The sequence below is a fragment of the Paraburkholderia solitsugae genome (assembly GCF_013177695.1).
Lineage (GTDB): Bacteria > Pseudomonadota > Gammaproteobacteria > Burkholderiales > Burkholderiaceae > Paraburkholderia > Paraburkholderia solitsugae.
In genome coordinates this window covers 1-11,274 of record NZ_WOEY01000183.1, presented here as the reverse complement: position 1 = coordinate 11,274, position 11,274 = coordinate 1, and the positions used below count along the sequence as shown (strand labels likewise).

Genomic DNA, 11,274 nt, shown 5'->3' with positions numbered 1-11,274 from the left:
GACACTACCGTGCGCAACGTGCGCGCCTATCAGGACCGCGGCCTGCTCGCGCCGCCGGAGAAGCGCGGCCGCGTCGGCGTGTATGACGACACGCATGTGTCGCGTCTGAAGCTGATCAACCATCTGCTCACGCGCGGCTACACGCTCGCGAACATCCAGGACCTGATCATGGCCGTCGACGAAGGCCACGATCTGCGTTCAATCCTCGGCCTTGAAACCGCGATCGGCGGCCGCTGGTCGCGCGAACGGCCGAAAAAATACTCGCTGATCGATCTGCTGCAAATGTTCGGCGACAAAGCCTCGCCGAGCGCGCTCGGCAAAGCGGTCGACCTGGGTTTGCTGGAGCGCAACGGTCTCTCCTTCGTGTCCGGCAACCCCACGGCGCTGGCCGCCGGCGCGACCATGGCGAAAGAAGGCATTCCGCTCGCCGACCTGCTCGACGCCGTGGGTGTCGCAAGGCCGCATTTCAATGCGGTCGCCAAGGCGCTGGTCGATCTGGTGGTCCGCCAACTGGACCGCTACGACGCCGACGCGCTGCCGCCGCCTGCCGATGTCCCCGCCCTGGTCAACGCAATCTGGCGTGTGCGGCCACTGGCAATGGTCCTGGTCGAAAGCGAAATGAACCGCGCGCTGGAAGAAGCCTCAGGCGATTATCTCGGCGACCGCATCGCGGCGATCATGGAAAAGAAGCTGGGCCATCCGGCCGAGGGCACCGCCGCGGAGCGCGCTGCGGCAAAGAAAGATAAACCCAAAAAATAGCCAGACAGGCGGGCGCTCGCGGTCACCTTCGTTGCGACAAGCGCCTTTCCTGTCGCCGCTTACGCCGGCGCTTTCATGCCCCTAAGCGTTCGCGCGAGCGTCATATTCAAATCTGCATTGCTTCGTTTGATCCGCTGGACGTCCATGCGACGATCTTCGACCAATCGAACGCAATGGAGATTCGCAGCATGGCCCGTCTTACCCGTATTTCGCTTCACGTCGCCGCCGCGTTGCTGGCGGCGCTCACTACATTGAGCGCGACCGCGCAGAGCAGCAGCACGGGCAACGGCAGCGAGCCGGCCAAGGTGCTGCGCATCGGCTATCAGAAATCAGGCCTGCTCGCGATCCTCAAAGCGCAAGGCTCGCTCGATGACAAGCTCAAACCGCTCGGCTACAGCATCAAGTGGTTCGAATTTCCGGCCGGACCGCAATTGCTCGAAGCGCTGAACGCGAACAGCATCGACTTCGGCTACACCGGCGCGCCGCCGCCAGTATTCGCGCAGGCTGGCGGCGTGCGCTTCGTGTACGTCGGCGCGGAGCCATCCGGGCGTCATGCCGAAGCCATCCTGGTCAGAAACGATTCCGCGCTGCATAGCGTGGCCGAATTGAAGGGTAAGCGCGTTGCGCTGCAGAAGGGTTCGAGTTCGAACTATCTGCTGCTCGAAGCGCTGAAAAAAGCCGGCCTGCGTTACGAAGACGTTCGCCCGGTGTATCTGGCGCCTGCCGATGCACGTGCCGCCTTCGAAAGCGGCACCGTCGATGCATGGGTGATCTGGGACCCTTACTACGCGTCCGCACAACAAGCGCTGAAGGCGCGCACGCTAGTCGATTATTCGGAACTCAACGCTCCCTATAACTTCTATGAGGCCACACGCGACTTCGCCCAGCAGCATCCCGATGTGATCGGCGCGATTCTTGGGCAGTTGCGGACTACCGGGATTTGGGTCAACCAGCATCCGGTCGAAACCGCGGCGCTGATCGCACCTAAAGTCGGGCTTGACGAAAAACTGGTCGAGACATGGGTACGTCGCTACCCGTATGGCACCTCGGCCGTCAGCGACGAGATCGTGCGCTCGCAACAGATCGTCGCCGATGCATTCTACGGCGCCCATCTGATTCCGCAGAAAATCACAGTGCGAGACAACGTATGGCAGAACCGCGAGGTTACGGCGAGTCTCACAGCACAATAGAGATTCTGCAGTTTGAAAAACATGGCATGACCTGTTACTTCGCTATCCATAGCAAATCAGGTCATGACGCTGCGATGGCTTGAAGCCTATCCGCTCCGGCCAACGCCACATTTCACCCGCCACCCGGCATTCAATCTGTGACGGGGTCACACCCCCGTCACGTCGCTATCACGCGCCCCCGCCCGTCGCATCCGGCACTCAATCTGTCAAAAAGCGTGTACTGGTAGAACTTTCCTGTTGCGAAGCGGTCCCTTCTCCGCACGCTTTACTCGCGTCATTTTCCGGATACCTCTTCGTCATTGCGTTGCGCTCACACTGCACGCGCGTTACGCGGACGCGGCGGCATCCATGCTTCTTACAAACCGTGCGGCGAACAACACGCCGCCGCTTATAAAATCAGGACCGTCAAGGCCATGCAGAATCTACTCACTCAGATTCACTCTAACCAGTGGACCTTCCTTTGGGACGCACTCACCACGATCACAATGCACCTGTGCGCAGCCGCATTGATCTTGGTGGTGGGCTGGTGGGTCGCGCGTCGCGTCGCACGCTCGCTCAACCGGCTGCTCGCGAGCCAGTCGCGCATGGACGCCACGTTGCGTCCGGTCCTCTGCGACACCTGCCTGTGGAGCATTCGCGTTGTCTCGATCATCGGCGCGCTGTCGCAACTGGGTATCCAGACGGCGAGCATCGTCGCCGTGCTCGGCGCCGCCGGCCTCGCTATCGGTCTCGCACTCCAGGGCACGATGCAAAACATCGCGGCCGGCATCATGCTTTTGCTGCTGCGGCCGTTCAAGGTGGGCGATTCGATCGATGCCGGCACGGGCAACGTCGCGGGCACCGTCGAAGAAATCAGCCTGTTCACCACGCGTCTCACGAAATCCGACGGCATTTGCGAATACGTGCCGAACAGCGCGCTGTGGAGCAACTCAATCCGCAATTACAACCGCAATCCGACCCGTCGCCTCGATCTGGAAGTGGAAATCTCCGTGCGTGACGACGTCGACCAGGCGCTGGCCGCACTGCGCAATCTCGCCGCTGCCGACCCGCGCGCGCTGCAGAAGCCCGCGCCACAGGTAATGGTGACCCGTTTCGACGACAGCACCGTCGTCCTGAACATCCGCGTGTGGGCCAATATCGACGCGTTCTGGGACATGCGCTGGGATCTCGCTCGCCAGGTCCGTCAAACGCTCAACGACGCGCAATGCGGCTTGCCGGTTCGCACCCGTGAACTGCATATCGTGCAAAGCAACGACACCGACGAGTCCGCAAGGGCTCGCGTGACTGCTGCGCCGAAGGCTTCGATGCAATAACGGTTCAAGCGCTCAGCCGGGCGGGTTCCGATGCGAATCCGCCCGGCATATTTCACATAACGGAACGACACACGCTTCCGCATCCGTCCCCAAGCCCTGCCTGGTCAGCAGCTCAGCCGCGCGAGCCTTGCGCCACAAGCTTCTGCGCGCCATAGAGTTTCCCGTCTAACCCGCTGCTTGCGTCATCCCTTGACAGCCCCTATTGTTACATCAACCAATGTAACAGTTAAGAGTGAACAACAAGGAGACGGATCGGATGAACGCACGCATGATGCCCCCCGACGACGCGGCGCCCAACGCATCCGCGCCCATCGATACCGATATCGCCATCATCGGCTCCGGCTTTGCGGGGCTCGGTATGGCGATCCGGTTGCGGCAAGCCGGCATGACCGATTTCATCATTGCCGAAAAGGCCGGGTCGGTCGGCGGCACATGGCGCGACAACCACTACCCCGGTTGTGCCTGCGACGTGCAATCCCACGTCTATTCGTTCTCCTTCGCCCCGAATCCGCGCTGGACCCGCATGTTCGCGCGTCAACCGGAAATTCGCGCCTACCTGGAAGAATGCACGCAGCGCTTCGGCATCCAGCGTCATCTGCGCTTCGGCCATGAACTTGCCTCCGCGATCTACGACGAAACCCGCCATCGCTGGCAACTGACATTCGCCAACGGCCAGCAATGGTCGGCGCGCGTGTTGATCTCGGGGATGGGCGGCCTGTCGCGGGCGGCACTGCCGAACATTCCCGGCATCGAAAAATTCAAGGGTAAGGCGTTTCATTCGCAGCACTGGGATCACACCTATTCGCTCGAAGGCAAACGCGTCGCGGTGATCGGCACCGGTGCGAGCGCGATCCAGTTCGTGCCGCAGATCGCGCCGCGGGTCTCGCATCTGAACCTGTTCCAGCGCACCCCGCCGTGGATCATGCCGAAGGCCGACCGCGCGGTGAAGCCGCTCGAACAGTGGTTGTTCAAGCATCTGCCGTTCACGCAGAAGATCATGCGTTCGGCGCTCTACTGCATGCTCGAATCGCGCGCCTTCGGCTTCGCGATTCATCCCTCGCTGATGAAGATCGCGCAGAAAGTCGCGGAGCGGCATCTGCGCCGCCAGGTGCCCGATCCGCAATTGCGCGCCACGCTCACGCCGAACTACACGATGGGCTGCAAACGGATTCTGATCTCGAACGACTACTTCCCGGCGCTATCACGCCAGAACGTGTCGGTGACGACTACCGGCATCGCCCGTGTGGAAGAAGACGCGGTCATCACGACCGACGGCGCACGTCATCCGGCCGATTGCCTGATCTTCGGCACTGGCTTTCAGGTGGCCGATCCGTTTCCGGCAGGCGTAGTGCGTGGGCGTGGTGGCGTCGATATCGTCGATACGTGGCGCGATGGCGCGCATGCGTATCTCGGTACGGCACTGCCCGGCTACCCGAACTTCTTCATGATCGTCGGCCCGAACACCGGTCTCGGCCACAACTCGATGGTGTTCATGATCGAGTCGCAGGTCGAATACGTCCTGCGCGCGCTGAAGACGATGAACACCGAGCGCGCCGATGCGATCGAAGTGCGTCCGCATGTCGAGCGGGCCTACAACGAACAGATCCAGCAAAAACTCGGCCGGGCGATCTGGTCGACGGGCGGCTGCAAGAGCTGGTATCTCGATCCGAAGACCGGCAAGAACACCACCCTGTGGCCGGGATTCGCCTACAAATTCCGCCAGGCGACCAGCACCTTCCGTATGGACGATTACCTCGCGTACTCGCCCGCGGCGCAGCCGCTGAGCGGGCATGGGGGTTCGCACCAGCAGCCTGTGCACGCGCATGGCAATGCGGCCACGACGGCGGCGACGACATCCGCCGAAGCAACCTGAATAAAAAGCACAACGACAAGGCACCGTTCAGAGAGGACAGGAGATAAGCCAATGAAGAACTTCACCGACAGAGTGGCCGCGATCACCGGCGCAGGCTCAGGCATGGGCCGTTCGCTCGCGATTCGGCTGGCGCGCGAAGGCTGCCATCTCGCGCTCGCCGACCGCAATGCGACCAGCCTCGCCGAAACCGCGCAACTCGCGCAGGCCGCCGCGCCGCATATCGTCGGCTCGCCGCTGCGTATCACCACGCGCGTGCTCGACGTGTCGGACCGCGCCGCGATGTTCGAATGGGCCGCCGAAACGGCCGAGCAGCATCAGCGCGTGAACCTCGTGTTCAACAACGCGGGCGTGGCGCTGTCGAGCACCATCGAAGGAATGGAGTACGCCGACCTGGAGTGGATCGTCGGCATCAATTTCTGGGGCGTGGTGCACGGCACGAAGGCGTTTCTGCCGTATATCAAGGCGTCGGGTGCTGGACACATCGTCAATACATCGAGCGTGTTCGGCCTCTTTTCGCAGCCGGGCATGAGCGGCTACAACGCGACCAAGTTCGCCGTGCGCGGCTTTACCGAAGCGTTGCGCCAGGAGCTCGATCTGATGAAGTGCGGCGTGTCCGCGACTTGCGTGCACCCCGGCGGCATTCGCACGAGCATCGCGCAGTCGAGCCGGATCTCGTCGAACATGGTCGGCTTCATGTTGGAAAACGAACAGCAAAGCAAGGACGACTTCGAGAAGTTCTTCATCACCACCGCCGACGAAGCCGCACGCGTGATTCTCGACGGCGTGCGCAAGAACAAGCGGCGCGTGCTGATCGGCCGCGATGCGCGCGCTGCCGACTGGCTGGCGCGTACGTTGCCGGCGGCCTATCAGGCGCTGGTCGTGATGCAGACGCGCCGCATGAAGCGCATCGCGGAAAAGCGCGCACGCCGCGCCGCACAAGTGGACGGCCGGCGCGCGTGATGCGGCGCCTGTCATCTGATTCCATACGGCGCGCAATGCAAAACACCCGATCAGCACGATCAGCAGCACATAAAGGATCACAAGGAGAATGGCCATGATGCCGGTTCGCCGCGACCTCCGCTTCAACTTACCGCCCGAACGCGCCTCCGATTGGCACGTGCAGGGCTCGCATGTGACACACTTCTTCAACGCGCTTTCGCTGCTATTCCCCGCCGGCGAGCGTTTCTTCATGGACAGCGTGCGCAACTACCGCGACCAGATCGACGATCCCGTGTTGAAGAAGCAGGTGCTCGGCTTCATCGGCCAGGAAGCGATGCATACACGCGAGCACATCGAATACAACGATCTGCTGCAGGAAGCCGGCTTGCCCGCGCATAAGCTCGACAAGCGCCTGTGGGCGATGCTCAACTTCGGCCGCAAGATCCTCCCGCATTCGTATCAACTCGCGGTCACGGTCTGCCTTGAGCATTACACGGCGATGCTGGCGGGTTTGCTGCTGGAGGACGCATCGCGCATTGGCGGTTCGGTCGAAGGCTATACGCAGATGTGGACCTGGCATGCGCTCGAAGAAACCGAACACAAGTCGGTTTCGTACGACGTGTGGAATGCGGTGCTGAAGCCCGGTCTCGGACGCTACCTGCTGCGCACCGGCACGATGCTGACCACGACACTGATGTTCTGGCTGATCGTGTTCGGCTACCACGTGCGTTTGCTGATCGCCGACCGCAAGCGCGGCGGGCATATCCGCGGCATGTGGCGCGTTGTGAAGTATCTGTATAGCCCGCGTCACGGCGTGTTTCCACGTATTGCCGGTGAATGGCTGAGCTTTTTCCGACCCAGCTTCCATCCGTGGGACCACGACAATCGCGCGCAGCTGGCGCGCATCGACGGTCTGCTGGCCGCGGTCGACGCCACCAACGCGGCCACGCCGAACGCTCGCAAAGCCGCGCGGCGCGGCGTGCAGGCGGCCGCGTGATACGCGACACGCTGTCGGTCGAGGCCGGCGACGTGCGGCTCGCGGTCTACGTGAGCGGACCGCGCGACGCGCCGCCGATCGTGCTAGTCCACGGCTATCCGGATTCGGCGACAGTGTGGGAACCGGTGCGCGCGCAACTCGATGCGCGCTACCGTGTGATCAGCTATGACGTGCGCGGCGCGGGGGCCTCCGACGCGCCAGCGTCGCGCGCGGCTTACCGGCTCGAACGGCTGGCCGCCGACCTCGCGGCCGTCGCCGATGCAACGTGCGGCGCGCGGCCGTTTCACCTGGTCGGCCACGACTGGGGATCGATTCAAAGCTGGGAGGCGGTCACCGACCCGGCCTTCAAAGGCCGCATTGCGTCGTACACGTCGATCTCCGGGCCGTGCCTAGATCACGCGTCGTTCGGCTTACGCGGCGCGGGTGCTGCCGTTGGTGCGGATCAAGCGGAACAGCCCAAAGCACGTCCGGCAGCCAGGCGCCCGCTCGGCAGCGGTCTTCGGCAAGCACTCAAATCCTGGTACATCTTCTTCTTTCACCTGCCGTTGCTGCCCGAGCTGGTGTGGCGCGCGGGCGGTGCACGCATGTGGCCGTTCTGGCTGCGCCTGACCGAACGGGTACGCGCTGAGCGCGATCCTGCGCAAACGCGCAACGCGATCAACGGTCTGAATCTCTACCGGGCCAATTTCATCGACAGGTTGCTGCACCCGCGCGCGCGCCATGCGCATGCGCCGGTGCAGTTCATCGTGCCACTGCGCGATCGCTACGTCGGGCCCGAGCTCTCCATGGGACTCGAAGGCTGGGTCGGCGCCTATACCCGCACTGAAATCGATGCCGGCCATTGGATCGTCTTGCGCGATCCCGAGCGTATCGCGGCCGGCATCGAGCGCTTTGTCGAGCAGCACCGGGTGCGCCATCCGGCAGACAACGGTGGCGCCGGCGCCGCGACGATCAACGCCCACGCGGCAGGCGTGTGAACAGCGTTGGATAGTCGATCACGAGGCCGTCTTCGTCCACCGTCAGGTTCGCGCTGAAATTGCGGAAGATGCCCTCATACCGATACACGCGATTCAACTCGATGCACGAATACGCCTGCTCGGCACGCGTGACTTGCAGATCCGGCGTCGAAATATAGGCCACGGAAATCGGCTGACGCTCGCCTTCAGCCAATTGCAGACGGCGGATCGGCAACGTGTTCGTATAGGGCGTGGCGGCGATATCGATGTCGATGCAACCTTCAATCGCGCTCAGTTCGTGGCCAAGGCCATCGCGCCAATGGCCGGCACCGTCGCCGTGCAATTCCAGCTCACCGCCGCCGACGATCTTCAGCCACGCATAGGTGGTGCGCCAATGCGCATCGCAGCGCACCTTATAGTGCAGGCCATACGCTTTGCCGTAGCGCTGCCCGACCACGACGCTTTCCACCGCAAAGCCGTCCGCGCGCGCGTTGAAGGCCAGATGTTCGATGCCGTCGTCCTCTTCCGATGCCCACCGTAATTCACGCATCAGTCTGTCTCCTTGTGGAACGGCGCGGCAAGCGCGCCGGGCTCCTATCGTAGCGCGAAAGTTTTCGGTCCGCCGACACACTGCTTGCCGGCTCGTGGCGCCATGGTGCGCATGTGTTGTAAATAGCCACTATCAATGCCCGGCCATGCCCGGCGCGGCGCCAGTAGCCTATGCTCGCGGTTCATTTTCATCCTGACCTGTCACGTGCGCCCGACTCGCACGCGGCAAAGTCGCGCCGCATCGAATTCGCCGCCCCTTAAATCATGCACGCCGCCGCAACCGAAGCACAATCCGCCGCCTTGCGCACCTTGTTGCGCAGTCTCGGCCAGATCGTGCTGCAACCGAACGCTTTCACCGGCGCATGCCTGCTCGCCGCGTGGCTCCTGTGCGACCCACGCCTCGCCTGCGCGGCGCTGATGGGCGCGATCGCGGCCAACGTGAGCGCGGTGCTGGCCGGCCATCAGGAGGACGACACACGCGCCGGCCTGCACGGCTTTAACGGTGCGCTGGCCGGCCTCGCCGCGTTCAGCTTCGTCGCGGACAACGCAACGGCCGCCGCCGTGGCGATTCTGGCCGCGACGGGCACTGCATGGCTACTGGAACCGTGGTCGCGCTGGCTGCGCGCGCGTGGCCTCGGCTATTTTTCAAGCCCCTGTTTGATCGTCACGTGGCTTTGGCTGCCGCTGGTGACGCATGTCGCTCAGCCAGCGAGCCTCATGAATGAGCCCGCGCTCGGCGCGGCGCAATTGAGCCGCGGCTTACTCGCCGGGTTCGCGCAAACCGGCTTTGCGTCCGGCGCGCTGCCGGGTTTGCTCGTGTTGACCGGAATCGCCGTGGCGTCACGGCGACATGCGCTGTGGGCATTGATCGGCGCGGGCCTCGCGAGCGCCGTGCACCTGCTGCTCGGCGCGAGTGCAAGCTCGTACGACGCAGGCCTGTTAGGATTCAACGGTGCGCTGACCGCGATCGCGCTGGCCGATTGCAGCATCGCGGCGACGCTAGGCGGCGTCGCGCTGTCGGTCGTGTTGCAAGCGGCGGCCGCTTACTATGCGTTGCCGGCCATGACGGCACCGTTCGTACTCGCGACGTGGAGTATGCAGTGGCTCACTGGCCGTTTTACGCGTGCTGTGCCCGTGCCCAAACCGGTGGCGCGTGCCGAAGCCGGGCGGCCCGTCACGTCGCCGGCATCGGCCAGGTCGCTGGCATCGGTCAGGCGCGCGGGTTGGACGGCAGGTTTGGGCCGCGGGCTTAAGCCGTAAGTTTGGGTGCGGATTCAGTCCGCAGGTTTAGCCCCCACACTCAGGCCGCAGTCACAGCCCACCAGACAATCTCAGGAGACAGCCATGTCGTTCACCCACACGCCCGCCGGCCATGTCGCCGAGGCCGGGCCGATGTCCGAAGCCGAACAGCAAACCCGCGTGGATCTCGCCGCCGCCTATCGCCTCGCGGCGCTCAACGGTTGGGACGATCTGATCTACACGCATATCTCAGCCAGTGTTCCTGGCGAGCCCGGCCACTTCCTGATCAATCCGTTCGGCCTTGCGTTCGACGAAGTGTGCGCGTCAAACCTGGTGAAGATCGATATCGAGGGCAACATCGTCGGCGCGAGCGAGCATCCGGTCAACGCCACCGGCTTTGCGCTGCACGCCGCCGTGCACGCGGCACGCACCGATGCCTTTTGCGTGATGCATTTGCACAATACGGCGGGCGTGGCGGTTTCCGCTCAACCGGCCGGTTTGCTGCCGGCGTCGCAACACGCATTGCGCTTTTACGGCCACCTCGCGTATCACGACTATGAAGGCCTCGCGTTCTCACCTGCGGAGGGCGAACGCCTCGTCGCGCATCTCGCCGACAAACCGGCCATGCTGTTGCGCAATCACGGCACGCTGACCGCCGGCCGCACCGTCGCCGAAGCCTATGTGCTGATGGCAACGCTGATCAAGGCCTGCGAAATCCAGTTGCAGGCGCAAGCGGGCGGCCGCGAACTCGTCGTGCCGGGCGCAGCCGTAGCCGCACGCACAGCCGACCAACTGTACGATGGCGGCGCGATTGAAGGGGCGCTGGAATGGCCCGCTTTGCTGCGCAAGCTCGACCGGCTCGATCGCACGTACCGCGATTAAATTCACTTCTCAACGTCACTCATCACGGAGTCGCGCAATGCCCACGTTTCATATCGAACTCTTCGAAGGCCGCTCGCTGGAACAGAAACGCCAGTTCGTCGAAGCCATCACCAAAGCGACCTGCGAATCGCTCGGCGTCGAGCCGAACTCAGTCGACATCATTCTCACCGACGTCAAACGTGAAAACTGGGCGACGGGTGGGCGTTTGTGGTCCGAACCGGAGGCGTGAGTGCAAATGCTGCGCGCATTGCGCGCGCAGCGGGTACTTCTGAGCGACGCGTATCTGAAACGCGTCGCCGTGGCGGCGTCAACAGACGCCGCCACGCCACCATGCAATTAGAAGCGGTGGATGATACCCACGCCTGCCGCAAACTGGCTGCGTGACGAGGACGGCGCGCTGTTCTGGCCGTCGCCGATATCGGCTGTTGCGTTGATGATGCTCTTGCCGTTCGTCCCGAGCGTCTGGCCACCCGCACGCTGATAGGCTTCCAGCGCGTACAGGCCGGTGCGCTTGGAGAGACTGTAGTACTGCGAGAGGTTGAATTGCTGATAGCTGGCCGCGCTCGTAATGCCATTC

Annotated in this window: 11 protein-coding genes and 1 pseudogene; 10 read left to right on the top strand and 2 right to left on the bottom strand. The window is 63.3% G+C overall.

The window, feature by feature from the left end:
* From GNZ12_RS43000 to GNZ12_RS42970, 7 genes are all read left to right on the top strand, one after another.
* On the top strand, nucleotides 1-759 hold a 759-nt coding region (locus tag GNZ12_RS43000), incomplete at its 5' end, for a MerR family transcriptional regulator (RefSeq protein WP_172318969.1).
* 188 nt (nucleotides 760-947) lie between these two features.
* On the top strand, nucleotides 948-1,949 hold the full coding sequence (locus tag GNZ12_RS42995; RefSeq protein WP_172318967.1) for a sulfonate ABC transporter substrate-binding protein: 1,002 nt from the start codon (nucleotides 948-950) through the stop codon (nucleotides 1,947-1,949).
* A gap of 413 nt (nucleotides 1,950-2,362) precedes the next feature.
* Nucleotides 2,363-3,262, top strand: a complete 900-nt coding sequence (locus GNZ12_RS42990; RefSeq protein ID WP_172318965.1) for a mechanosensitive ion channel family protein — start codon at nucleotides 2,363-2,365, stop codon at nucleotides 3,260-3,262.
* 256 nt (nucleotides 3,263-3,518) lie between these two features.
* Entirely contained in the window at nucleotides 3,519-5,135 is a 1,617-nt protein-coding gene (locus tag GNZ12_RS42985) for a flavin-containing monooxygenase (protein ID WP_172318964.1), read from the top strand.
* Between the two features lie 51 nt (nucleotides 5,136-5,186).
* Nucleotides 5,187-6,095: an SDR family NAD(P)-dependent oxidoreductase gene (locus GNZ12_RS42980; RefSeq protein WP_172318963.1), complete on the top strand. Its 909-nt coding sequence runs from the start codon at nucleotides 5,187-5,189 to the stop codon at nucleotides 6,093-6,095.
* A gap of 94 nt (nucleotides 6,096-6,189) precedes the next feature.
* Nucleotides 6,190-7,071: a metal-dependent hydrolase gene (locus tag GNZ12_RS42975; RefSeq protein WP_172318962.1), complete on the top strand. Its 882-nt coding sequence runs from the start codon at nucleotides 6,190-6,192 to the stop codon at nucleotides 7,069-7,071.
* Nucleotides 7,068-8,048 carry an alpha/beta fold hydrolase gene (locus GNZ12_RS42970; RefSeq protein WP_172318961.1) on the top strand — a complete coding sequence of 327 codons (981 nt, stop codon included), beginning with the start codon at nucleotides 7,068-7,070 and terminating at the stop codon, nucleotides 8,046-8,048. The genes GNZ12_RS42975 and GNZ12_RS42970 overlap by 4 nt, the downstream gene beginning before the upstream one ends.
* On the opposite strand, the gene GNZ12_RS42965 is transcribed toward GNZ12_RS42970, so the two are convergent.
* Nucleotides 8,023-8,577 (bottom strand): putative glycolipid-binding domain-containing protein, encoded by a 555-nt coding sequence (locus tag GNZ12_RS42965; protein ID WP_172318960.1) that lies wholly within the window; start codon nucleotides 8,575-8,577, stop codon nucleotides 8,023-8,025. The two genes, GNZ12_RS42970 and GNZ12_RS42965, sit on opposite strands and share 26 nt — an antisense overlap.
* A gap of 263 nt (nucleotides 8,578-8,840) precedes the next feature.
* Here GNZ12_RS42965 and GNZ12_RS42960 point away from each other — a divergent pair, with 263 nt between their 5' ends.
* The 3 genes from GNZ12_RS42960 to GNZ12_RS45205 all read left to right on the top strand — a co-directional run bounded on the left by GNZ12_RS42960 (nucleotide 8,841) and on the right by GNZ12_RS45205 (nucleotide 10,926).
* Nucleotides 8,841-9,836 (top strand): urea transporter, encoded by a 996-nt coding sequence (locus GNZ12_RS42960; RefSeq protein WP_172318959.1) that lies wholly within the window; start codon nucleotides 8,841-8,843, stop codon nucleotides 9,834-9,836.
* An 84-nt stretch (nucleotides 9,837-9,920) separates the two neighbouring features.
* Nucleotides 9,921-10,697, top strand: a complete 777-nt coding sequence (locus GNZ12_RS42955; RefSeq protein ID WP_172318958.1) for a class II aldolase/adducin family protein — start codon at nucleotides 9,921-9,923, stop codon at nucleotides 10,695-10,697.
* A complete protein-coding gene (locus tag GNZ12_RS45205; RefSeq protein ID WP_172318956.1) occupies nucleotides 10,615-10,926 on the top strand; it encodes a 4-oxalocrotonate tautomerase in 312 nt (103 codons plus the stop codon). The genes GNZ12_RS42955 and GNZ12_RS45205 overlap by 83 nt, the downstream gene beginning before the upstream one ends.
* A 107-nt stretch (nucleotides 10,927-11,033) precedes the next feature.
* On the opposite strand, the pseudogene GNZ12_RS42945 reads toward GNZ12_RS45205, so the two are convergent.
* Nucleotides 11,034-11,274: pseudogene (locus GNZ12_RS42945) on the bottom strand (porin); the annotation flags it as partial.

What these genes read in the sequence shown, in the direction of transcription:
- GNZ12_RS42960 (WP_172318959.1), top strand. Translation starts at nt 8,841, where the DNA reads ATGCACGCCGCCGCAACCGAAGCACAATCCGCCGCCTTGCGCACCTTG.
- GNZ12_RS45205 (WP_172318956.1), top strand. Translation starts at nt 10,615, where the DNA reads ATGGCGGCGCGATTGAAGGGGCGCTGGAATGGCCCGCTTTGCTGCGCA.
- GNZ12_RS42995 (WP_172318967.1), top strand. Translation starts at nt 948, where the DNA reads ATGGCCCGTCTTACCCGTATTTCGCTTCACGTCGCCGCCGCGTTGCTG.
- GNZ12_RS42955 (WP_172318958.1), top strand. Translation starts at nt 9,921, where the DNA reads ATGTCGTTCACCCACACGCCCGCCGGCCATGTCGCCGAGGCCGGGCCG.
- GNZ12_RS42965 (WP_172318960.1), bottom strand. Translation starts at nt 8,577, where the DNA reads ATGCGTGAATTACGGTGGGCATCGGAAGAGGACGACGGCATCGAACAT.
- GNZ12_RS42990 (WP_172318965.1), top strand. Translation starts at nt 2,363, where the DNA reads ATGCAGAATCTACTCACTCAGATTCACTCTAACCAGTGGACCTTCCTT.
- GNZ12_RS42975 (WP_172318962.1), top strand. Translation starts at nt 6,190, where the DNA reads ATGATGCCGGTTCGCCGCGACCTCCGCTTCAACTTACCGCCCGAACGC.
- GNZ12_RS42985 (WP_172318964.1), top strand. Translation starts at nt 3,519, where the DNA reads ATGAACGCACGCATGATGCCCCCCGACGACGCGGCGCCCAACGCATCC.
- GNZ12_RS42980 (WP_172318963.1), top strand. Translation starts at nt 5,187, where the DNA reads ATGAAGAACTTCACCGACAGAGTGGCCGCGATCACCGGCGCAGGCTCA.